Source organism: Pseudomonas sp. NPDC089554, assembly GCF_050280645.1.
Lineage (GTDB): Bacteria > Pseudomonadota > Gammaproteobacteria > Pseudomonadales > Pseudomonadaceae > Aquipseudomonas.
In genome coordinates, this window is sequence record NZ_JBNNVR010000011.1 from 18,646 (window position 1) to 40,231 (window position 21,586).

Sequence of the window (21,586 nt, forward strand, 5' to 3'; positions counted from 1 at the left end):
ACCCAGATCCAGCGGCATGCCGTCTGTAGGGGAAATTCGATGGGAGGATTGTCAAGAACCTGAGCTAATGAGACAAACTCATTTTATTTGTACTGAACAGTAATTCCACTCATGTTAAGCGTATGGCTTTTGCGCAAGTGCTGAGCCAGAAAACGTCGACAGCCATCAAAAACCGTTCGATAGCTGTCGACGCCCCCCCTTACATCACATCAGAAGATATTGATCGGGTAATCGGTAATCACGCGGAACTGGTTCTGCGTACCGCCCGTGCTCAAGTCCCCCCGGTGCCAGGCCGTGCGCAGGCGCACCGACAGGTTCTTCGCCGGCCCGCTCTGCACCACGTAGCGCGCCTCGGCGTTGGTTTCGAACTCCTTGTCGTCGCGGCCGTACTTGTTGGCGTAGGCCCCGGTCGTGACCTGGGTGCCGTCGATGTCGTAGCCGCGCAGGTGGCGGACCATGAAGCTCAAGCCCGGCACGCCATAGGCGGCCATGTTCAGGTCATAGCGCAGCTGCCAGGACTTCTCCCCCGGCCCGTTAAAGTCCGAGTACTGCACCGAGTTGGGCAGGAACACCGACCCGCCGCTGCGCCCGGTGTCGCCGAAGCCCACATAGTCGAACGGCTGGTCGCCATGCACCTGCTGGAACGCCAGGGTCAGGGTATGGGCGCTGAAGCGGTAGGCCGCCGATAGCCCGGACGCCGTGGTGTCGATGTCCCCGGCCTTGGCCTGGCCGCTGTCCAGGGTGCGGTAGATGTTCAGGTCGAAGGTCAGCGCCTGGTCCTTGTCGATCGGCAAGGCCCAGTTCACGTTGCCGTAGTACTGGTTCCAGATGTCCTCGAAACGGCTGGCGTACAGCGACAGGCTGAGCCGCTCGTTGAATGTGTACTTGCCCCCTGCGTAATCCACCGTCGGCGTGGTGACATGGGCGTAGTTGGCCCACAGTTCACCATCGCGGTTGGTGTTGACCTGGTCGGTGCCGGAGGTGAAGTGCCCGGCGTCGATCGACAGGTTGTCGATGTCGCTGCTCAGCAGGTTGAAGCCGGTGGCGGTCTGCGGCATCAGGCGGCTGACGCTCTGGGCGAACACCGGTGCCGAGGGTGTCATCGTGCCGTACTTGAGCACGGTATTGGACACCCGCATCTTCACTGCCCCGCCCGCTCGGCCATAGCTGTCGTCGGGGTCACCATCATCGCCCACCGGCAGGTTGCCGGTGCCGGTACGGCCACTGCCGGCATCGAGCTTCAGGCCCCAGTAGCCGAACGCATCGACACCGAAGCCGACCAGGCCCTGGGTGAAGCCGGACTGGTAGTTGGCGATGAACGCCTGGGACCAGTCCTTCTGGTTGCTGCGCCCTTCGCCACGGTCGGTGTTGAAGTAGTAGTTGCGTACCAGCAGCGACAGCTTGCTGTCTTCGATAAAGCCCTTCGAGTCGGCCTGGCCGGCCTGTACGGCGCCGCAGGCGAGTGCCAGCAGCGGCAGGCAGGCGACGGCGCCAGCCCGGTTGGATTGGATATTCAGCATTGAACGCTCCGATGATCTTCTTGTTGTTGTGTGACAGAGGGTCTTGCTTGCCCTGGGGCCTGACCCAACGCGCAGCCGAGCCCGCGCGGCCAGGGTATGGCCACGGCAAGGCAATGGATGGGTTGGGTGGGCCGACCGGGTCAGTCGGCCATGGGCCGCGGGGTCAGATCAGCTTGTGCTGGGTCAGGAAGTCCTTGGCCACGCCTTCGATCGACTCGCGGCCGACGTCGACCCGGGAGTTGAGCTTGGCGATGGTGTCGTTATCCAGCTGCGACGACAGGGTGTTGAGAAGCTCGCCCAGCTTGGGGTTGGCCTCCAGCACCGGGGTGCGCACCACCGGGGTCAGCGCGTAGCTGGGGAAGAACGCCTTGTCGTCCTGCAGCACGATGAAGTCGAAGGCCGGGATGCGCCCGTCGGTGGACAGCACCAGGGCCACGTTGACCTGGCCATCCTTGAGCGCCTGGTAGGTCAGGCCGCCGTCCATGCGCACGATGTTCTTGCGCTCGAACTCGAAGCCGTACATGTCCTGCAACGGGCGCAGGCCATCGGGGCGGGAGAAGAACTCGGCATTGGAGGCGAACTTGTAGGGCTTGTGCGCATTGAGCTGTTTGGACAGGTCGCTGATCGAGGCGATGCCTTCCTTGCCGGCCTCCTCCTTGCGCATCGCCAGGGCGTAGGTGTTGTTGGCCTTCGAGGGGTTCAGCCAGGTGATGCCCTTCTGCGCATCGAGGGTCTTGATGCGCGCGTAGGTTTCTTCGGGCGACAGGCGCTCGGTGACCTTGTTGTAGATCACCAAGGATGTGCCGGTGTACTCCCAGTACACGTCCACCTGGCCGTTTTCCTGGGCGGCGCGCAGCACCGAGGAGCCCAGGTCGGGGCGCTTGTCCACACTGAAACCGTTGGCCCGCAGCAGTTGCGCGGTCATCTCCGAAACCAGCTGCTGCTCGGTGAATTTCTTGCCACCGACGACGATCTTGTCCGCGGCCGTGGCCGGGCCGGTCACCGCAGTGGCGAGCCCCAAGGTCAGGGCCAGGCAGGTGAAGACTCGATGAAGCATGGTGCACCTCGTATTGTTGGTTTTATCGGTTGAGCGTTTTACGAAACGTGCCGATCCCTCAGCGTGCCGCCAGTTTCACTCCACGGGAGACCACCAGGCCCTGCACCACACCGCAGCCCAGGTCGACAGCGATGGCCAGCAGTGCGGTGGCGGCAGCACCTGCAACCATCATCCCGAAGTCGTTCAGGTCGATACCGGTGAAGATCAGCTCGCCCAACCCGCCACCGCCGACCAGGAAGGCCAGCGGCGCGGTGCCGACGTTGATCGCCAAGGCCGTGCGAATGCCCGCGAAAATCACGTTCATCGCATTGGGCAACTCCACCTTCCACAGCGTTTCCCGGGGCGTCATGCCCATGGCCTGAGCTGCCTCCAGCAGGTGTGGCGGCACCGCGCGCAGGCCTTCGTAGGTGTTCACGCACACCGGCAGCAAGGTGGCCACCCAGAGGCCGAAGATCGCCGCCCCACCGCCCACGCCCAGCAGGCTCATGGCCAATGCCAGCAGCGCCAGCTTCGGAATCGCCTGGCCGATGTTCAGTCCCTGCATCACCACCATCGCATAGCGCTGGTTGGCCGGGCGGCTCATCCACACGCCCAGCGGCAGCGCGACAAGCAGTGCCAGCAGGCCGCTGATGGCAACGATGCGCAGGTGCTGCACCGACAGGTAGCTGATATCGCCCCAGTAGAATTGCAGCCCTTCCCAGAAACTACCGAACAGTTCGCCCATGGTCAGTGCCCCACTGGTGTGGTGTTTTCCACCAGCCGCGCCAGGATATCGGCCTGGTGCACGTAGCCCAGGAAGCGCCCTTCGGCGTCGTTGCACACCGCCCAGTCCTTGCCCTGGCCGAGCAACTGCGAGAGCACGTGGCGCAGGTCGTCGGCGGGCGCCACGACCAGCGGCGAGCCGCTGGCGACACCGCTGTGCCCGCCCACCACCTGCATGTGCTCGCGTGGCGGGGTCTTGCTGGCGATATCGGCGACCCGCAGCAGGCGCAGGCGCTTCATGATGCGGTCACCGCCCATGAAGTTGGCGACGAACTCGCTCTTGGGGCGCGCCAGCAGGTCGTCGGGGCTGCCGAACTGCTCGATGCGCCCGGCATGGAACAGCGCCACGCAGTCGGCCATCTTCACCGCCTCGTCGATATCGTGGCTGACGAACAGCACGGTCTTGCCGACCTGGCGCTGGATGCGCATGAACTCGTCCTGGATCACGTCGCGGTTGATCGGGTCGATGGCGCCGAACGGCTCGTCCATCAGCATCACCGGCGGGTCGGCAGCCAGCGCCCGGGCCACGCCCACACGCTGCTGCTGGCCGCCGGACAGCTCGCACGGGTAGCGCTTGAGAAAATGCGAGGGTTCCAGCGCCACCACTTCCAGCAGTTCGGCGGCGCGGCGACGGCTCTTGGCCTTGTCCCAACCCAGCAGGTCGGGCACCACGCAGATGTTCTCTTCCACGGTCATGTTGGGGAACAGGCCGACCTGCTGGATCACGTAGCCAATGGAGCGACGCAGGGTCACGGTGTCCATCTCGGCGGTGTCCTTGCCGCCGATGCGGATGCTGCCGGAGGTCGGCGCGATCAGCCGGTTGATCATCTTCAGGGTGGTGGTCTTGCCGCAGCCCGATGGCCCCAGCAGTACACAGATCTGCCCTTCCTCGACCTTGAAGGAAACATCTTCCACGGCGGTGATGGCGCCGAATTGCTTGTTCAAATGCTCGATCTGGATCACGGCGTGACTTCCTTCAATGGGCCAAGGGTCGACTTGTTCAGGCCTTTGGGCGTCAGCAGGCGCTGCAAGGCGTACAGGGCGTAGTCGGCGGCGATGGCGATGATGCTGATGACGATGGCACCGGCCAACAGCTGGCGGGTGTCGGACTGGGCGATGCCGCGGATGATCAGGCTGCCCAGGCCGCCGGCGCCGATATAGGCGGCAATGGCGGCAATGCCGATATTGATCACCGTCGCTACCCGCACCCCGGCCATGATCAATGGCACTGCCAGGGGTAGCTCGACCTTGAACAGGCGCTGCCAGGTGGACATGCCCATGCCCCGTGCTGCCTCGCGCAAGGCGGGGTCGACGTTGGAGATGGCCGTGGTGGTGTTGCGGATGATGGGCAGTTGGGAATAGAGGAACAGCGCGATCACCGCAGGCACCACGCCGATGCCATGGCCGATCAGCGAGAGCACCGGGATCATAAGGCCGAACAGTGCGGCCGAGGGGATGGTCATCAACACGGCGGCAAAAGCCAGAACCACTCGGCCCGTGCGTGGATGCTGGGAGATCGCGATGCCGACCGGCACCCCGGTCAAGATCGCCAGCCCCACCGCGGTCATCACGATCAGCAGGTGCTGGCCGAGCAGCTGGCCTATCAGGCCGCCGTTTTCCAGGATGAAACTCAAGGTTTCCATTGTGCGTGTGCCTTCTCCACGTGATTTTTATTCGGTACCCGGTTCTGCATCTGGGAGTGGATGCCGGGCTTGGAAAGAACGATACCGCGCCGCAAGACTGCGGCTGCGCTTAAGGTTCGACGATCTCTATCAAAACATCGACATTCGATACGCCCAAGTGACCGACGGACAGCTTCGGCAAAGCCCAAGCAAATGCATGGCGCAGAGCCTGGGCAGACCACGTCGTCAGGTCATTAGCTTGCTATTGGCTTGGCCGTGGGCTGGGGCCTGGCGTCAGGAGTGTTCTTCATCAAATTTCCGCCGCTCCTCGCCAGGCGTGCAGCCCCACACGCGTCGGTAGGCACTGCCGAGGTGCGACGCCGAGACGAAGCCGCAGCTGTAGGCAATGGAGGCGATCGGCTGGCTGCTTTCACGCAGCAGTCGGCGTGCCTCGCCAAGGCGCAGCTCCAGGTAGAAGCGCTGCGCGGTCATGCCGAAATGCTGGTGCCAGAGGCGCTCCAGCTGGCGTTGGGAAAGGTTGCAGCGCTCGGCGATTGCCTCGATGCCGATGACCTTCTCGAGGTTGTCTTCCATGGCCGCGATGGCAGCCGTCAGGCGCTTGTCGTGAATCCCGAAGCGCCACTGGATCGACATGCGCTGGTGTTCTTCCGGCGCCCTGATCCGCGCATGCAGGAACTGCTCGGCGACGCTGGTCGCCAGCGGGTTGCCGAAGTCCAGCGCCACCTGGGCGAGCATCAGGTCGATGGCCGCAGTGCCGCCGGCGCAGGTCCAGCGCTTGTCGTGGTTCACGTACAGCTCGCGGGTCACCTCGATGCCGGGGAACTCTTCGGAAAACTGGTTGATCGACTCCCAGTGCAAGGTGCAGCGTCGGCCTTCGAGCAGCCCGGCGCGGGCCAGGATGAAGGTGCCGGTGCTGAGGGCGCCGACGATGCGCCCCTGGGCAGCGGCGCGTTGCAGGAAACGCAGCATCTTCGGCGGCTTCTGGTGTTCGATGTCCAGGCTCGCCAGCACGAACACCCGGTCGATGTCCGGTGCTTGGTCGATGGGCAGGGTCTGGATCTCGAAGCCGCTGCTGGAGCTGACCATGCCGCCGTTTTCCGACAGCAGGCTCCATTCGTAGAGAGTCTTGCCTGACAGCCGGTTGGCGGCGCGCAGCGGTTCGCTGGCGCCGGCCAGGGCCATCATCGAGAACTGGGGCAGGATCAACAGCCCGATGCGCATTACCGCCATGGATTCACCGGGGCTGGTCATTCAGTGCAGGTCCTTGTTCGAGGGGTGCGAGCCGCGAAAAGGCGGCTCGACATGCCCCATCTTAGGACCTGGCCATTTCGACGGCCAGTCAGGCGCGGGCGCGGATCGCTTCGTCGATGCTCTGGATCATGCGCTGGAACACCGGGCTTTCCACCTGGTTCTGCTGGCCATGCTGCATGTTCGCGAGGATCAACGCGGCGGGGCCGGCGTCACCGGGGTACAGGCGGTGCAGGCGCTCGGACTCGGCCGGCATGTGCAGGGTGTTGTCGGCGCCATGGATGATCAGCGCGGGCGGGAAACCGCTGGCGCCTTCAATGGCCTGCTCCGGGTCGAAGGCCACGTAGGAGGTGTACGACTTGGCCGTGACGTGGGTGCAGCCCGGCCAGCGGTCGGCGCCACCGGCTTCGGTGTAGGCACCCAGCTGTTCGTCGACGTAGGCCTGGGTGGCCGGGTCGAGCGGGTAGTAGCCCAGGCGGGTGGCCTCGGTGCCGGTGTCGAACGGTGGGATCGGCGCATCGCCGGCCAAGGCGCGGATGGCCGCATCGGCGCCCGCTACATCGGCACGCAGGCCTTGCAGGTTGCGGATGCGGGTGTAGCTCATCGGCACCCAGAAGCGCACCTGCTCGCCACCGGCGGCGGCCAACTTGGCGATGGCGCCCAGGCTCGCCACCGAGCCCATGGCCCAGGAGGCGACAGCAGGCATTTCGCCGAAGTGTTCGCGGGCCCATTTCACGGCGCCCAGCACTTCGTCCTGCTGGTCTTGCAGGCTGACGTTGGTGACCAGCTTGTCACCGTCGCGGTGGGTGTTGCGCAACAGCTTGTTGGAGAAGAAACCGGCCACGTCGTAGGTCATGACGCGATAGCCGCGAGCGGCCAGGGCGCGACCGAACAGCTGGCCGTACATGCTCACACCACCGGTGAAACCGGAGTTGAAGACCACCGGCGGCAACTTGGCAGCGGCCGCATCGCGCTGCGCCGGCTCGAATACCGTGGCGTTGAGGTTCAGGGTCTGGTCGGCGAATTCAACGGCGAACTCGATTGCTTTTGTAATGATGTCCGTCATGGTGCGTTCTCTAGGTTGGAGCGTGGTTAGGGGTCAAACCGCCAGCAGGCCGGAGGCTCCACGGAGCAGCTGGCAAGCAGGAATCTGGGTGGCGGCACTGACGTGCCGGGCGACCTGGTCGGTGAAGCGCAGGGCTTCACGCGGGTCGAACAGGTTGTGGTAAGGGGTGCCATCGGCGGCGCTGCCGACGTGGGGAGCGTCGCTAGCCTCGAGCAGCAGGCGCTCGGCGCCGACCTGGCGCACGATCTGCGCGGCGAACCTGGCGCAGGTTTCGGGATCGGTGCTGGTGCGATAGCCGGGGCCTTTGAACCAGACATTGCCGCGCTGGCGGGCCAGTGTCAGCAATTCGACATAGGCCGGCTCGTTCACGCCGCGCTCGCCGTGGCAACTGCCCAGGTGGTCGATGACCACCTTGATGGCAGCCGGGATCTGGCGCAGCACCCGCAGGTTGGTTTCAGCCTCCTTGGCATACACGTGCAGGTGCTGATGAGGACGCAGGCGTGCGTAGAACGCCTGCCAGTGGGCATCGCTGAAGCGCCCTTGCCCAACGGTGTGCGGCGCGGCGTCGTGCAGCACGATACGGGCGCCGATCACCTGCGGGTGGGCTAGGCGTTCATGGGTTGCGTAGTCGGGGTCGGCCTTGATCGTGCCGACCAGACGAACTGCGCCGTAGCGCGCCGGGTTGCGGGCCTGGAGGCTTTGCAGTTCGACGAACGAGGCGAAGACATTCTCCGAGTCCGGCAGGATGCTCAGGTGAACGTTGTTGAGAAGGTTCGGCGTAAGCCCGGCATCGATCAGCCGGTCCAGATAGGCACTGAGCGGGTGCGGCTCAGGCAGTGCATAAGGCAGGCTCCCGGCGACGCGTTGCAGGTCGTCGGTCGTGTAGAAATGAACGTGGCTATCGATGATGTCGGTCGAGGGCTGCATGATTGTCGTTATCCCGAACTGATGGGGAAACGATAATCGGCGGCGCCCTTCAGGCGCTCTCTTGAGATCGACGTGTCATATCATGAGTTCGCCATCAGCGAGCGCAATCATGGGCTGGAGGCGATGCGGCACTGTCGTAAAATCGCCCTCGCCGTTCATGGCGAGGGCGAACGATCAGGAGGTCAGTGCCTGCGCAGCACGCGGGCATACCGGTGCCGGGTGCTTGAACGATTGCTGCCACGCCAGCTGGGCCTGGGCGTTGGTTGCGGCCTCCATGACCTTATGTACCCAGCTTTCGTCTTGCGGGTCTACCACCACAACACGGAAGCCATGGTCGTCGCCCTCGATCCCGACGCCTTCGGAATCGTCCACGTGCAGGTCGATATCGAATGCCGGCGGGTACTTCGATGGCGTGTTGGCAAGCCCACGTACATCCACCACCTTCTGGTGACGAACACTGTTGACCACGCCGTCGACATGAATGCCGTAGAGCATCAGCCAGCGGCGAATGTAGGCCGGGGTACGCCCGGATGAGGTGTAGATCCAGATGCTGCAGCCCTGGCGGCGCAGGTCGCGCATCAACGAGCGCGTGCCCTGGCGCAGCGGCTCACCCAGCCAGCGATGGACGCAGTCCGGCAGCTTGCTGTCTTCGGCTTCGGCATGGTGAGGCAAGCAAGCGAGCGTATCGTCGACATCGAACGAAATACGCAGGCGTGGGCGCTTGAACTTGTGCTCGATGGCTTGCCAGGCGCGTCGCCCGCTGGCCCTTCCTTGCTTCAACATTGCGAACCTTTCCATCAGTGGCTCCCCTGGCTGACCGGTGCGAGCGTGTCGCCCAGGAAGAATTTGTCGGTTTCAGGCGCCTTCGCTTCCAGGAAGGCCGCGTACTTTTTCTTGATCTTGGGTAATTCGTACAACGCCTTCACACCGTGCTTGGCCGAGTTGCGGATGACCGAGGACGGGTTGAAGTAACCCTCGGCGTTATCCAGCGTCAGCACGAACGGTGGCAGCCCTGCGCGCATCAGCAGGTAGCTGACGATGAGCGACCCGGTGCGGTTGTTGCCTTCGATGAACAGTTGCGGTTTGCTGAGGATCCGTACGTACACACCCGCCGCGCGCTTCCAGATCGAATCGCTGCCGTACGAGCAGTACCAGTTGTAGAGATCCTTGATGCCACCTTCCACGTTATTGAAAAAGTGTGCCTCGGTCGCTTCCAGGTGCTGGGCGAACTCCCGACGGCGTGCCGGGTCGGTGCCGCACAGTACCGTGGCGTTGATTTCCAGCATCTTGTCCAACTGCTGCAAATTGAACAGGTCGACGCCACGCGCGACATATTCGTCAATCAGCGCGTAACCTTCAACCACATTCAGCAACACCTCATCGGTGAACGGGTCGCGTGGCTCGGTGAACTGCTGGCTAAGTTCGGCAAAACGGCTTTGAACTTCGCGCAGTGCGCGCTCTACAGCTGGAATATCGAGACGACGTGTCACGCGCATTGGTAATCCCGAGAAACACTTTGTCAAAAAGTAATGTGGCCGGACGTTTCAGCCATCCTGGCTGAAGCATCCGGCCACCTTGTGCAGGGTGGGTTCAGCTGAACTTACCGCTGATGTAGTCGGAGGTCAGTTGCTCACGTGGGTTCTGGAAGATCTGCGCGGTCGGGCCCATTTCGACCAGGTAGCCGGTACGCGAACCCTGGGAGATATCGACCGAGAAGAACGCCGTGGTGTCGGCCACACGAATCGCCTGCTGCATGTTGTGAGTCACCAGGGCGATGGTGTAGTCCTTCTTCAGTTCGACCATCAGCTCTTCCACCCGACGGGTAGCGATGGGGTCCAGCGCCGAGCAAGGCTCGTCGAGCAGCAGCACTTCAGGCTCGGTGGCGATGGCGCGGGCGATGCACAGACGCTGCTGTTGGCCGCCGGACAGCGACAGGCCGCTGACCTTGAGCTTGTCCTTCACTTCATCCCACAGTGCCGCGCCTTGCAGGGCGTGCTTGACGCGGTCGCCCAGGTCGCCTTTGTAGCGGTTCAGGCGCAGGCCGAACGCGACGTTGTCGAAGATGCTCATCGAGAACGGGTTCGGCTGCTGGAACACCATGCCGATGTAGCGGCGGACAACGACTGGGTCGACGCCCTTGCCGTAGACATCCTGGCCGAGGAAATGCACATGGCCTTCGAAGCGGAAGCCCTTCACCAGGTCGTTCATGCGGTTCAGGCTACGCAGCACGGTACTCTTGCCGCAGCCGGACGGGCCGATGAAGCCGGTGATCTCGTTCTTGCGGATCGGCACATGGCTGTCGCGAACAGCCATGAAGTTGCCGTAGAAGATCTTGTCCAGCTTGCAGTCCATGACGACTGGCACTTCGCTAGCCTCGGGAGCGGTTCGTTGCGCAGTGGATACGTTCAAGTTCGTATGCTCCCTTCTCAATACTTGGGCTTGCCGAAAATACGGCTCAAAATGTTTACGACCAGCACGATCATCACCAGTACCAGCGAGGCCGCCCATGCGAGCTCGATCTGGTTGTCAAAAGGCATGCCGGAGAAGTTGTAGATCAATACCGCGAGCGATGCCGTGGGGTTCATCACCTCAAGGCTGTTGTCGTGGTAGATCCAGTAGTTGCTGAACAGCGCGGTGAACAGCAGCGGCGCGGTTTCGCCTGCAGCACGAGCCACGGCCAGCATCACACCAGTCAGGATGGCCGGCAGGCCGGTGGGCAGGATGATCTTCCAGACCACCTGGGCGCGGGTGCAGCCCATGCCGTAGGCCGCGTCCTTCATGACCTTGGGCACCATCTTCATCGCCTCTTCGGCGGTCAGCACCACGATCGGCAGCATCAGCACGGCCAGTGCCACGCCGCCTGCCGGCGCCGAGTAGGTACCGGTGGTCATGACCACCAGGGCGTAGGCGAATACACCCGCCAGGATCGACGGCAGGCCGGTGAGCATCTTGGCGGCAAAGCGCGCGGCGTTGGCCAGCTTGCTGTCCGGGCCGAGTTCGGAGAGGAAGATTGCCGCCAGGATACCGACCGGCACGGCGATGGCCGCCGCGATACCGACCATCACGAAGGTACCGACCATGGCGTTGCCGAAGCCCCCGCCCATCTCGAAGCCAGTGGGCGGCAGCTCGGTGAACACTTCCAGGCTCAGGCGCGCGCCGCCGCGGGTGATCAGCATGTACAGCACGGAAATCAGCGGCACGCTGGCCAGCAAGGCCACGCACCAGACCATGCTGGTCAACAGCAGGCTACGCAGCGAACGGCCTTCGAAGCGGCGCTGCAGGCTGGGCATTTCCTCTGCCGGAGCAGTGAGGTTGGGCACAACGGTCGCCGGGGTAGTGAGTTCGCTCATTATTTGTGACCCCGTTGGGCGTAGAGCATGATCATCGAGCCGAGCACGTTCACCAGCAGGGTGATGAACATCAGCACCAGTGCGGCATACATCAGCACCTCGATCTCGCTTGGCCCGGCTTCCGGGAAGTTCAGCGCGAGCAAGGCTGCCAGGGTGTTGGCCGGGGCGAACAACGAAACGGTGATGGTGTTGGCGTTGCCCACCAGCATGGCCAGTGCCATGGTTTCACCCAGTGCACGGCCCAGGCCCAGTACCAGGGAGCCGAAGATGCCAGTGGCGGCCGAGGGCACCATTACCCGCAGGATGGCTTCCCAGTGGGTGGTGCCCATGCCGTAGGCGGCCTGCTTGGTCTTCATCGGTACGCTGGTGAGGGCGTCCTGGGACACGGCAGCGATGGTCGGCAGAATCATGATCGCCAGTACCAGCGCCGCCGGCAGCAGGCCAGGCCCGGCCAGGGAGGTGCCGAAGAAAGGAATCCAGCCCAGCTCAGTGTTGAGCCAGGTGGTCAGCGGTCGAATCGCCGGGATCACCACATAGATGCCCCACAGGCCGTACACCACGCTAGGGATGGCGGCGAGCAACTCGACGATGGTACGGAATACGGCGGCAAGTTTTGCCGGGAGGAAATCCTGGGTCAGGAAAATGGCCATGCTGACGCCGAAGAAACCTGCGATCAACAAGGCGATCAGGGCGCTGTACAGCGTGCCCCAGATGGCAGGCAAGATACCGTACTTGCCCTGGTTGACGTCCCACACACTACCGAACAGCACGTCGAAGCCGTGCTTTTCCATGCCAGGGAGTGCCTTGTGCCCTACTTCGTAGATCAGCGCGAAGACCAGCGCCAGCACCAATACCACGCCGATACGCGCAAGCGCACGGAACGTGCGATCAACCAGGAAATCCTTCCTGGACGGCGGCTGGCAAGCGGAGTCTGGATTATCCGGTATGGCAAAAGGAGTGTTCATTGGCTAATTCCGGAACAAAGGAAAAACACCCCCGGGGTGACTGCAGATCACCACCGGGAGCGCCTAAAGGTATTACTGGATGTTTTGAGCTGCTTTACGCACTTCGGCAACAACCGACGGCGGCAGCGGGATGTAGCCCATCGAGTCGGCAATCTTCTGACCTTCGGTCAGGCTGTACTCGATCATGTCGCGCATGGCCTTGGCCTTGGCTGGGTTGCCGTTGTCCTTGCGGAAGATCATCCAGGTGTAGGTGGTGATCGGGTAGGACTTGGCGCCTTCCGGATCAGGCAGCCAGGCCACCAGGTCGGCTGGCATCTTCACCGCAGCCAGGGCTTCTGCACCGCTTTCGGCGTTAGGTACGACGTATTGGCCGGCCTTGTTCTGCAGTACGGCGAAGTCGACCTTGGCCAGCTTGGCGAAGCCGTATTCGATGTAGCCGATCGAACCCGGGGTCTGACGGACGGTGGCGGTGATGCCATCGTTCTTCGGCGACTTGATGAACTTGTCGCTGGCAGGCCAGTTGACGGTGTTGCCTTCGCCCAGCTCTTTCTTGAAGTCGGCGTTGATGGCCGACAGGTGCTTGGTGAAGACAGCGGTGGTACCGCTGGAGTCGGCACGTACAACGACGGTGATCGGGGTAGCCGGCAGCTTCAGATCAGGGTTGGAAGCAACGATCTTCGGGTCGTTCCACTGGGTGATCTTGCCCAGGAAGATGTCCGAGTAGACTTCACGGGACAGCTTCAGGCCTTTCGGGTTGCCCGGCAGGTTGTAGGCCAGGACGATTTCGCCAGCGGTCATCGGCAGCAGCTGCACGCCTTCGCCGACCTTGGCAATTTCTTCTGGTTTCATCGCCGAGTCGCTTGCGGCGAAGTCGACGGTCTTGTTCAGGAAGTCCTGGACACCCGCGCCGCTACCTTTAGATTGGTAGTCAACGGTCACACCGGCGGTGTTCTTGCTGAAGTCCTTGAACCAGGTGAGGTAGATCGGTGCTGGGAAGCTGGCACCGGAACCGGTCAGGCGGACGTTCTCTGCGAAGGCAGAGGTGGCGCAAAGAGAAACCGTAACGGCGAGTGCGGCAGATTTCATCAGGCGTATCATGGAAAAGCGCTCCGTGTGTTGGCCGAGACACTTTGCAGCAGCTTCATTACAACTTTATGAACGTTACATGGCGAGCAGGCATTTTGCCTGCTCTGCCCCTCTAGGACAGGGTTCCGGCAATGATCATGTCACTTGCTGGTAATGAAAAAAAGCTATCAATTAGCCATAGTCCTACAGCGAGCCGCGCCGATGTCGTCGACCGAACACAACCTGATACACCGAATCCACCGCGAGCTGCTCGACCACAGTGATGAAGAGCTGGAGCTGGAGCTTGCCGAGGATAACCACGCCCTGGACGCCCTGTTCGACGAACATGTCGAGGACTGCAGCGACAAAGCTGCGCGGCGCACCTACTTTCGTGAACTGTTCCGCCTGCAAGGCGAGTTGGTGAAATTGCAGAGCTGGGTGGTCAAGACCGGCCACAAGGTGGTGATCCTGTTCGAAGGCCGCGATGCCGCCGGCAAGGGTGGCGTGATCAAGCGCATCACCCAGCGCCTGAACCCCAGGGTTTGCCGCGTGGCCGCCCTGCCCGCGCCCAACGACCGTGAACGCACCCAGTGGTATTTCCAGCGTTATGTCTCGCACCTGCCCGCGGCCGGCGAGATTGTGCTGTTCGACCGCAGCTGGTACAACCGCGCCGGCGTGGAGAAGGTCATGGGGTTCTGCAACGACGACCAGTACGAGGAATTCTTCCGCACCGTGCCGGAATTCGAACGCATGCTGGCGCGCTCCGGCATCCAGCTGATCAAGTACTGGTTCTCCATTTCCGACCAGGAACAGCACCTGCGCTTTCTCAGCCGCCTGCACGACCCGCTGAAGCAGTGGAAGCTCAGCCCCATGGACCTGGAGTCGCGTCGGCGCTGGGAGGCCTACACCAAGGCCAAGGAGATCATGCTCGAACGCACCCACATCGCCGAGGCGCCCTGGTGGGTGGTGCAAGCCGACGACAAGAAGAAGGCCCGCCTCAACTGCATCCACCACCTGCTCGCCCAGATGCCCTACGAGGAGGTGGAGGTGCCGAGGGTCGAGCTGCCCCAGCGCGTGCGCCAGGAAGACTACACGCGCAGCCCGACGCCCCGGGAAATCATGGTGCCGCAGGTCTACTGAGACCTGGCGCTCACGGCTGCGCCAACCATGCCTTGATCTGCTCATGGGAGGCCGTCGCCCCGCCGCACACGACCATCAGCACATCTTTATAGCGTGACAGCGCCTCGCCCTGGTAGGCCACGGCCAGCGCCGCGCCGCAGGCCGGCTCGACCAGGATGCGCTGATCGTGCAGGAAACGCTCGCAGGCCTGGAGCGCTTGCTGGTCACTGACCACCAGGCTTTCGATAGGATGCGTCTGCGCATACGCGAAGGCCTGATCGCACACCTGCTTTGCGCCAAGGGAAGTGGCAACCGAGGTAATCGCCTCCAGGGCCACCGGCTTGCCCGCCACGATGGCGGCATGGAACGACGCCGCCCCCTGGGTTTCCACGGCGATCACCGGTACATCCTGCCAGCCATTGCGCTGCAAGCCCTCGACCACCCCGCTCAGCAGCCCGCCTCCGCCCACCGACAACACCACGGCATCGGGCTTGTAGCCGGTGCTGGCCACCTCGTCGATCATCGTCGCGTGCCCGGTCCAGAGCAGCGGGTCGTTGAACGGGTGAATAAAGGCATCGTCAGGGCCGACCAGCGTCTGCGCCAACTCGTTGGCTTCCTGCCAGGAGCCGCCATGCACGATCACCTGCGCGCCGTCCATCTCCAGCAACTCCTTGGCCCGTGCAGTGGTGGTCTGCGGCACCACCACCACGACCGGCACGCCCAACTTGCGCCCGGCATAGGCCACTGCCAGCCCTGCATTGCCGCCCGAGGACGATACAAACCGCTGGGCGCCCTTGGCACGGTGCACCTCGCAGGCATGGCCGACACCGCGCAGCTTGAACGAGCCGCAGGGTTGCAGGGCATCGAGCTTGAGGTGGACGGTGCAGTGAGCTGCGGCGCTCAAGGCAGGCGATTCGATCAGGGGCGTATTGATATGCAGGGTCATCGGGGCGTGTCTCGTTATTCGACGGTGCCTGGAAGATGGAGGCGGCCACGCAGTGCTTCAAGGCCACACCCTCATCACTAACCCTGCAGCTTACCTACAGCTTCATGTTCAATGACACATAGGCCGAGCGCCCAGGCGCCGGCGAGAACATCGGCTGGTCGTCACCGCCCCAGAAGAAATTGTCGTACCACACGTATTCATACTCACGGTCCAGCAGGTTCTTCACTTGCAAGTCCACCGTGGTGGAGCTGCTCAAGCGGTAGCTGGCACTGGCATCGACCACCACGAAACCGTCGTACTTGCCTTGCTCGTTCAGCTCATCGATGTAGTAGCTGCCTTGCGCACGCCCTTGTACACCGAACTTCCAATCGTCGTTGTAGCGGTAGTCGACGCCGATGTTGCTGATATAGCGCGGCGTGGAAAACACTTCCTTGCCCGACAGCGATTGGCCGGAGGCGGTGAAGGCCTTCTGCACCTTGGCTTCCTGGATCGCGTGGGAGCCCCAGACCGTCCACTGCTCGTTCAACTGCGCCGTGAGCTGCATGTCCACGCCGCGTCGACGGGTTTCACCCAGGCCCACCGTGGTGCCCGTGCTGGGCATGTTGGCCACTTCATCGGTGGCGTCCTGCTGCCACACCGCGATGCGGGCCTGGGCGCCTTCGAATGGCCGGAACTTGACCCCGACCTCCTTCCCCGTGTTGATCGAGGGGTCGAACGAGGCCTGCCCGGCGCTCATGTAGGCCGGAGCGTTGGAGCCGGTAAGAATCTGGAAGGTACGCCCCCAGTTGGCGTACAGGTCGACTTCCGGGGTCAGGCTGTAGACCACGCTCAGCTTCGGCTGGCGAATCCAGCCGTAGTCCTGCAACGACGCCTTGCTGCCATCTTGCAGTTCAGTGTTGCCGGAGAACTTGTCTACCCGCATGGCGGGGATGATCTTCAGCGACTCGGTCGGCTGGATGATCGCCTGCACGTAGCCGCCGATATTGCGCAAGGTATAGCTGTCGTCGTTCTGCACCCGCGCCGGGGTGACGTCGAAGTCGGTCGGCACGCCATAGTTGTAGCGCAGGCGGCGGTAGCTGTTGTCCTGCTCCTCGTAGTTGAGGCCACCGTCGAGGGTCAGCAGGTCGTTGGCACGCCAGGTGAGGTTGCTGAGGATACCGGTCTGCTGCTCGTCCCACTGGCGGCGCTGACGTGGCGCATTGCCCGGCTGGTAGTCGGTGAAGGTAATGGTGCGGTCGTCGTTGTAGCCGTTGTAGTACAGCTTGTTGCTCAGGTTCAGGTCGTCGTTGATCTGCCAGTCGGCATGCAGGCTCAAGTGCTTCATGTCGCGGTCATCGCCGTCGTTGGCGTTCTTGTCCGGCGACTGGGTGCGGCTGTCGCGCATCTGCGCTCGGGTGAGGAAGCCCGATTCCTCGGCCTGGTGGTGGTACAGCCGCGCGATCAGGCCAATGCGAAAGTCCTGGTCGTCATTGCTGACGAACCACTTGCCACCGAGCATGTACTTGTTCGACTCGCTGTGGTCGCGAAAGCCGTTGCTGTCCTGCTTGGCGAGGATGTAGTTCTGGGCGAAGTTGCCCTCCTCATGCCCAACCGCCAGTTGCACTTCCCGGGTATCGAAGCTGCCGTAGGTCAGGCGGCTGTCGACGTAGTTGCCGCCCTGGCGGGTCTGGAAGTTGATGTTGCCGCCGATGTTGTGCAGGCCGTAGCGGGGGTCGTTGGTGCCGCGCACCACCTCGATGTGGCTGATGTCCAGCGGGAAGACCATGTCGATGAAGCGCTGGTTGCCACTGTTGACGTTGCTCGGGATGCCGTCGATCAGGGTCTTGATGCCGTTGATATAGCCTTCGCCGTTGAACGCCCGGAAGGTCACCTTGCCCGACTCGGCGCCCTGGCCGGTCTCGGTCAGCTGGATGCCTGGCATCTGCCCCAGCAGCTGCCAGCTGTTCATCACGTTCTTGTCCTCGACCTGGTCGCCCCCCAACACATCCACCGAAGTCAGCACATTTTCCGTGCTCAGCGCAACGCCGGCCTTATGGGTGATGTTCACCTCGCCCAGGGTGATGACCGAGTTGCCCGCCTGGTCGGCGAGCAGCTCGGAAGAGACCAGTGCGGTGAATACGGCGAGGGATGCGGGGGTAATTCTCATGAACGCTCCTGAACTGGAAAGTGCCTTGCGCAGGTCTATGCCCGCTCAATTTCGGCACGTTATACCATAACAATTCAGATTTTGATTGCGTTCACTGCGACTGACTCACTGCCAGCCGCTCATGCAGAACAATTCAGGAGCCTACTGCTGCTTTACACATGACTGCGCCCGGGGCGCCACCTCGCGGGTCGCATACCAGCACAGCAGCGAACCGACCGTCACCAGCACGGCGCCTTGCCAGAACTGCGGGGTCAACGCCGCCCCCAGCCAGACCATGGCAAATGCAGCAGACACCACCGGAGCGAAATACGATGCGGTCGCCAGCAAGGTCAGGTTGCCGCGGGTGATGCCGATGTTCCACAAGCCATACCCGCCGCCCACCGCCACGGCCGCCACGACCAGCTCCAGGCTGCTGGCGAGGGTGAAGCCGTGGATCTGCTCGTCGCTCAAGGCGTACTTGGTCCACAGGGCGCAGGTGGTGAGGATGAAGAAGAACGCCACTTGGTTGCCGGCCCCGGCGTAGCGCCGGGTGACATTGCAGTACAGCGAGAAGCTCAGCGCACAGACGAATGCCAGCCCGAATGCCAGGGGGTTGGCGCTGACGCTGGTGACCAGGCGCTCGAGCGAAAGCCCGTCACCGGCCACCACCCAGAGGATGCCGAACAGCGCCAGCAGCGACCCCGGCACGATCATCCAGCGGGCGCGCTGGCCGTTGATCCAGATCGACAGCAACACCGTAAGCGCCGGCCACAGGTAGTTGACCACGCTCACCTCCACCGCCTGGGTGTCGCTGCTGGCATAGCCCAGGGCCAGTGACATGCTCACGTCATAGGTCACGAACAGCGCACCGCCCATCAGCAGGTAAGGTATGGGCGCCGAGCGCAAGCGCGGCTTGCCGAGCACGACAAGCAGCAAGAGCGTGCCTAGCGAGTAGATCATCGCCGCACCACCGGCCGGGCCGAAGGTGGAGCTGATACTGCGGATCAACGCAATCGACATGCTCCACATGGAGATCGCCAACAAACCACACATCGTGGCGCCACGCGCACTGCTTATCATCGCCAGGCCTCGGAAAACGGGCGAAGGAAGATACTACGAAACCCGTGGTCTGTCAGATTACCGATTTGAGCGGGATCGGCCCTTGCAGTCGCGTGAGCAGCGTTTCGCAGTACCAGTCATCGAACTGGCAGACGCCGTTTTCGGCAATCTCCGAGAAGGGCCCCGGCTCATAGGTGGGTGAGGAAATACCCGCCTGGGTGCCCTCGACCAGCTGGCGGTCCTGGTCGTTGGTGGCCAGCCAGACCTTGGTCAGGCGCTCAAGGTCGTAGTCGACCCCTTCCTTGGCGTCCTTGGGCACCAGCCACTTGGTGGTCACCAGGGTTTCACCGGGGCCAATGGGCAACACCCGGAAGCTCAGGGCGTGGTCGCCGAGGAAGTGGTTCCAGGTAGAGGGGTAGTTGAAGTACAGCAGTGCGCCGATATCGGGCTCGCCACTGTCGTCGAGTCGCCCGGCGACCGCAGGCTTGCCGTCCATGGTGTAGCTCACCGCGCCCGCCGACAGCGGAATGCGCGTCATGCGATAGCGCCCGTCAGGGTCCATGACCAGGCGGCTGGGCATGCCTGCCGCTTCACAGCGCGCCCAGTGCCCTGCCAGTTCCGGGTCTTCTTCCCCGCCTACACCGGCCACCGACAGGTTCTCGACGAAAGAATTCATCAACTCGGGGTGGGTGCCATCGCAGTGGAAACATTCGCGGTTGTTCTCGAACACCAGCTTCCAGTTGCCCTTCTCGATCAGGTTCGACTCGAAGGCCACCTTGCAGTTTTCAAGCTTGTGCGGCGCAATGAAGGGGCTTACTGCATTTCTGAAACGCTCGAAGTCCGGGGCGCGCTCGGCGACACAGACATAGATGTAGGTATGCACGATCTCGCAGTGCACGGTCTTGAGGTTGTATTGGGTCTTGTCGAAGTTCGCGCCCATGTTGCCGGCGAACAGCAGCGAGCCATCCAGCTCGAACGTCCACTTGTGATAAGGGCAGACCATTTTCGCGACCTTGCCCTGGGCGTGCTCGCACACCTTGGCGCCGCGATGACGGCAGGCATTGTGGAACGCCCGCACCTGCCCATCCTTGCCCATGACCACTGCCACCGGGTAATCGCCAACCTGCAAGGTGAAGTACTGCCCCGGCTTCTCGATTTCGAAGGTATGCCCGGCGAACACCCAGTCCTTGTGCCAGAGCTGTTCGAGGTCCTGGCGATACACTTCAGGGTCCATGTACAGCTCACGCGGCAAGGCATGGCGTGCCTTGCGCTTGCGGATCAGGTCGACTACGGAAAGCTTGCCGCTCATTGTCATCCTCCACTCATCCCCCTTCAGGCACAGGGTCGATGGTCGTTTGCCTTGGTCATTGTTGTAGGGCTATTCGCAATACGGGCTTTGCGATTTTTTTCCCAAGGCTAGGGAAGTGGCGCAACAGCGACAAACGACTTTTTCACGTGCAAATGGATAAGCCGACGTTATTAATCGAGAGGCAAACAGCCAAGCGCTCAGCGCTCGAACTTGGACAGTATCCAGTCCCTCACCCTGCTACCCACCTCGTCATCCACCGCGTTTTCGCGGCACGCCAGGTAATGCAGGCTGTTGCGCAGGGTCATCTGCTGCTTCACGGGCTGCACCAGCACACCCCGCTCGAGCATGCCCTCTACCAGTTGGTTCCAACCCAGGGCGATACCCTGATGGCTCAGCACCATGTTGATGATCAGGCTGTAGTCGTTGGCGTTGAGAATCGGTGGGGCGCAAGCGGGGCGTTCGTCCAGGTCGATGTTCTGGAACGCGAACCACACGCCCCAGTCCACGTGCTCGGCCACCCCGGAACGGCCGATGGGGCTGAGGTTCAACAGCGCCGCGTCGCGAATGCCTTCAAGGGTGTTGATATCCGGGTGCTGCTCGAGAAACAGCGGCGTGCAGATGGGGTAGATGACGTCATGGCACAGCGGGTAGCTCTTGTAGCCTTCCGCGACCTTGGGAATCTTGGAAATGATGATGTCCGGCTCCACGCCCGGCTCCATGTTGACGAAGTTCTGCGTAGCCACCAGGTTCAAGTCGATGTCCGGGTTGTTGGCGCGAAACTCGGGCAGGTGATGGGACAGCCAGAATGCGGAAAAGGCCGGTGAGCAGCACAGGGTCAACACATGCTTGTGCACCGGCGTGCTGCGGATGCGGTCCGCTGCCTGGGCAATGTTGACGAACGACATCTGCGCGGCCTCGAAGAAAATCGCCCCTGCGGGGGTGAGTTCCACCGCCCTGCCCACCCGCACGAACAACTGCGCACCCAGGAACGCCTCCAGCTCGCGAATCTGCCGACTGATCGCCGCCTGGGTCACGCACAAGGCTTCGGCGGCGCGGGTGAAGCTTTCGTATTTGGCGGCGGCCACGAAAGCCTTTACGGCCCGCAGCGACGGCATGCGCAGCAGCAAGGTGTCTGGATCGGCGTGTTTACCCAACATACGTGGTGTCCTTACGTTCTGCTTGTCTGCCTTCGAGGGTAAACCAGCGCTTGCAGCCTCACCAGCGAGCGTGTCGCAGCGCACGCCATAGCGTCGTGCCCAGGCCAGACATAACCTCAGGTTATCCGTGACCCTTCGGAAATGTCGTTGGAACAGCGCCCGCCGATGGCTATAGATTTTAAGAAAGCCCCAACGCGGGCAACAACAATAAGAAGGTACCCTCATGCATATCACTTCTGGTTTTACTGCCCCGATTTTGAAAGCCGAA

General features: G+C 62.6%; 20 protein-coding genes. 1 reads left to right on the top strand and 19 read right to left on the bottom strand.

The features are described 5' to 3' along the window. Window positions 1–209: 209 nt before the first annotated feature. From ACQKPE_RS05505 to pstS, 14 genes are all read right to left on the bottom strand, one after another. Window positions 210–1,520, bottom strand: coding sequence for an OprD family porin (locus ACQKPE_RS05505; RefSeq protein WP_427663897.1), 1,311 nt, complete (start codon window positions 1,518–1,520; stop codon window positions 210–212). A gap of 163 nt (window positions 1,521–1,683) precedes the next feature. Next, a complete protein-coding gene (locus ACQKPE_RS05510; protein ID WP_427663899.1) occupies window positions 1,684–2,577 on the bottom strand; it encodes a glycine betaine ABC transporter substrate-binding protein in 894 nt (297 codons plus the stop codon). A 58-nt stretch (window positions 2,578–2,635) separates the two neighbouring features. Next, the gene (locus ACQKPE_RS05515) at window positions 2,636–3,301 is read right to left on the bottom strand and encodes an ABC transporter permease (RefSeq protein ID WP_427663900.1); all 666 of its coding nucleotides are present in this window, start codon (window positions 3,299–3,301) and stop codon (window positions 2,636–2,638) included. Between the two features lie 2 nt (window positions 3,302–3,303). After that, on the bottom strand, window positions 3,304–4,302 hold the full coding sequence (locus tag ACQKPE_RS05520) for an ABC transporter ATP-binding protein (protein WP_427663902.1): 999 nt from the start codon (window positions 4,300–4,302) through the stop codon (window positions 3,304–3,306). After that, complete coding sequence (locus tag ACQKPE_RS05525) at window positions 4,299–4,982, bottom strand: ABC transporter permease (protein WP_427663904.1); 684 nt, start codon at window positions 4,980–4,982, stop codon at window positions 4,299–4,301. The genes ACQKPE_RS05520 and ACQKPE_RS05525 overlap by 4 nt, the downstream gene beginning before the upstream one ends. A gap of 273 nt (window positions 4,983–5,255) precedes the next feature. After that, window positions 5,256–6,233, bottom strand: a complete 978-nt coding sequence (locus ACQKPE_RS05530) for a GlxA family transcriptional regulator (protein ID WP_427663906.1) — start codon at window positions 6,231–6,233, stop codon at window positions 5,256–5,258. Between the two features lie 88 nt (window positions 6,234–6,321). Then, a complete protein-coding gene (locus tag ACQKPE_RS05535; RefSeq protein ID WP_427663908.1) occupies window positions 6,322–7,296 on the bottom strand; it encodes an alpha/beta hydrolase family protein in 975 nt (324 codons plus the stop codon). Window positions 7,297–7,329: 33 nt separating this feature from the next. Continuing rightward, window positions 7,330–8,223 (bottom strand): amidohydrolase family protein, encoded by an 894-nt coding sequence (locus tag ACQKPE_RS05540; RefSeq protein WP_427663910.1) that lies wholly within the window; start codon window positions 8,221–8,223, stop codon window positions 7,330–7,332. A 174-nt stretch (window positions 8,224–8,397) separates the two neighbouring features. Then, the gene (locus tag ACQKPE_RS05545) at window positions 8,398–9,021 is read right to left on the bottom strand and encodes a hypothetical protein (RefSeq protein ID WP_427663912.1); all 624 of its coding nucleotides are present in this window, start codon (window positions 9,019–9,021) and stop codon (window positions 8,398–8,400) included. Next, window positions 9,021–9,719 (bottom strand): hypothetical protein, encoded by a 699-nt coding sequence (locus ACQKPE_RS05550; RefSeq protein ID WP_427663914.1) that lies wholly within the window; start codon window positions 9,717–9,719, stop codon window positions 9,021–9,023. The genes ACQKPE_RS05545 and ACQKPE_RS05550 overlap by 1 nt, the downstream gene beginning before the upstream one ends. Before the next feature lie 94 nt (window positions 9,720–9,813). Further along, on the bottom strand, window positions 9,814–10,575 hold the full coding sequence (gene pstB / locus ACQKPE_RS05555; protein WP_218187278.1) for a phosphate ABC transporter ATP-binding protein PstB: 762 nt from the start codon (window positions 10,573–10,575) through the stop codon (window positions 9,814–9,816). A 74-nt stretch (window positions 10,576–10,649) separates the two neighbouring features. Continuing rightward, window positions 10,650–11,543 (bottom strand): phosphate ABC transporter permease PstA, encoded by an 894-nt coding sequence (pstA, locus tag ACQKPE_RS05560; protein ID WP_427663999.1) that lies wholly within the window; start codon window positions 11,541–11,543, stop codon window positions 10,650–10,652. A 29-nt stretch (window positions 11,544–11,572) separates the two neighbouring features. Beyond that, the gene (gene pstC / locus ACQKPE_RS05565) at window positions 11,573–12,538 is read right to left on the bottom strand and encodes a phosphate ABC transporter permease subunit PstC (protein WP_427663916.1); all 966 of its coding nucleotides are present in this window, start codon (window positions 12,536–12,538) and stop codon (window positions 11,573–11,575) included. Between the two features lie 72 nt (window positions 12,539–12,610). Then, window positions 12,611–13,636 (bottom strand): phosphate ABC transporter substrate-binding protein PstS, encoded by a 1,026-nt coding sequence (pstS, locus tag ACQKPE_RS05570; protein WP_427663918.1) that lies wholly within the window; start codon window positions 13,634–13,636, stop codon window positions 12,611–12,613. A 189-nt stretch (window positions 13,637–13,825) separates the two neighbouring features. Between pstS and ppk2 the strand changes: the two genes are divergently transcribed. Beyond that, window positions 13,826–14,743: a polyphosphate kinase 2 gene (gene ppk2, locus ACQKPE_RS05575; RefSeq protein ID WP_427663919.1), complete on the top strand. Its 918-nt coding sequence runs from the start codon at window positions 13,826–13,828 to the stop codon at window positions 14,741–14,743. Window positions 14,744–14,753: 10 nt separating this feature from the next. On the opposite strand, the gene ACQKPE_RS05580 is transcribed toward ppk2, so the two are convergent. From ACQKPE_RS05580 to ACQKPE_RS05600, 5 genes are all read right to left on the bottom strand, one after another. Beyond that, window positions 14,754–15,668, bottom strand: coding sequence for a pyridoxal-phosphate dependent enzyme (locus tag ACQKPE_RS05580; protein ID WP_427663921.1), 915 nt, complete (start codon window positions 15,666–15,668; stop codon window positions 14,754–14,756). 94 nt (window positions 15,669–15,762) lie between these two features. Then, complete coding sequence (locus ACQKPE_RS05585; protein WP_427663922.1) at window positions 15,763–17,814, bottom strand: TonB-dependent receptor; 2,052 nt, start codon at window positions 17,812–17,814, stop codon at window positions 15,763–15,765. Between the two features lie 141 nt (window positions 17,815–17,955). Continuing rightward, the gene (yddG, locus tag ACQKPE_RS05590) at window positions 17,956–18,873 is read right to left on the bottom strand and encodes an aromatic amino acid DMT transporter YddG (RefSeq protein ID WP_427663923.1); all 918 of its coding nucleotides are present in this window, start codon (window positions 18,871–18,873) and stop codon (window positions 17,956–17,958) included. A 52-nt stretch (window positions 18,874–18,925) separates the two neighbouring features. Beyond that, window positions 18,926–20,161 (bottom strand): aromatic ring-hydroxylating oxygenase subunit alpha, encoded by a 1,236-nt coding sequence (locus ACQKPE_RS05595; RefSeq protein WP_427663924.1) that lies wholly within the window; start codon window positions 20,159–20,161, stop codon window positions 18,926–18,928. A gap of 197 nt (window positions 20,162–20,358) precedes the next feature. Further along, a complete protein-coding gene (locus ACQKPE_RS05600) occupies window positions 20,359–21,315 on the bottom strand; it encodes a LysR family transcriptional regulator (protein ID WP_427664000.1) in 957 nt (318 codons plus the stop codon). Window positions 21,316–21,586: the final 271 nt, after the last annotated feature.

Bases quoted from the DNA above. Each gene is read 5' to 3' on its own strand.
- ACQKPE_RS05510 (WP_427663899.1), bottom strand. From the start codon at position 2,577: ATGCTTCATCGAGTCTTCACCTGCCTGGCCCTGACCTTGGGGCTCGCC.
- ACQKPE_RS05535 (WP_427663908.1), bottom strand. From the start codon at position 7,296: ATGACGGACATCATTACAAAAGCAATCGAGTTCGCCGTTGAATTCGCC.
- yddG (WP_427663923.1), bottom strand. From the start codon at position 18,873: ATGATAAGCAGTGCGCGTGGCGCCACGATGTGTGGTTTGTTGGCGATC.
- ACQKPE_RS05580 (WP_427663921.1), bottom strand. From the start codon at position 15,668: ATGACCCTGCATATCAATACGCCCCTGATCGAATCGCCTGCCTTGAGC.
- ACQKPE_RS05540 (WP_427663910.1), bottom strand. From the start codon at position 8,223: ATGCAGCCCTCGACCGACATCATCGATAGCCACGTTCATTTCTACACG.
- pstC (WP_427663916.1), bottom strand. From the start codon at position 12,538: ATGAACACTCCTTTTGCCATACCGGATAATCCAGACTCCGCTTGCCAG.
- ACQKPE_RS05585 (WP_427663922.1), bottom strand. From the start codon at position 17,814: ATGAGAATTACCCCCGCATCCCTCGCCGTATTCACCGCACTGGTCTCT.
- pstS (WP_427663918.1), bottom strand. From the start codon at position 13,636: ATGATACGCCTGATGAAATCTGCCGCACTCGCCGTTACGGTTTCTCTT.
- ppk2 (WP_427663919.1), top strand. From the start codon at position 13,826: ATGTCGTCGACCGAACACAACCTGATACACCGAATCCACCGCGAGCTG.
- ACQKPE_RS05530 (WP_427663906.1), bottom strand. From the start codon at position 6,233: ATGACCAGCCCCGGTGAATCCATGGCGGTAATGCGCATCGGGCTGTTG.
- ACQKPE_RS05505 (WP_427663897.1), bottom strand. From the start codon at position 1,520: ATGCTGAATATCCAATCCAACCGGGCTGGCGCCGTCGCCTGCCTGCCG.
- ACQKPE_RS05545 (WP_427663912.1), bottom strand. From the start codon at position 9,021: ATGGAAAGGTTCGCAATGTTGAAGCAAGGAAGGGCCAGCGGGCGACGC.
- ACQKPE_RS05595 (WP_427663924.1), bottom strand. From the start codon at position 20,161: ATGAGCGGCAAGCTTTCCGTAGTCGACCTGATCCGCAAGCGCAAGGCA.
- ACQKPE_RS05515 (WP_427663900.1), bottom strand. From the start codon at position 3,301: ATGGGCGAACTGTTCGGTAGTTTCTGGGAAGGGCTGCAATTCTACTGG.
- pstB (WP_218187278.1), bottom strand. From the start codon at position 10,575: ATGGACTGCAAGCTGGACAAGATCTTCTACGGCAACTTCATGGCTGTT.
- ACQKPE_RS05525 (WP_427663904.1), bottom strand. From the start codon at position 4,982: ATGGAAACCTTGAGTTTCATCCTGGAAAACGGCGGCCTGATAGGCCAG.
- ACQKPE_RS05550 (WP_427663914.1), bottom strand. From the start codon at position 9,719: ATGCGCGTGACACGTCGTCTCGATATTCCAGCTGTAGAGCGCGCACTG.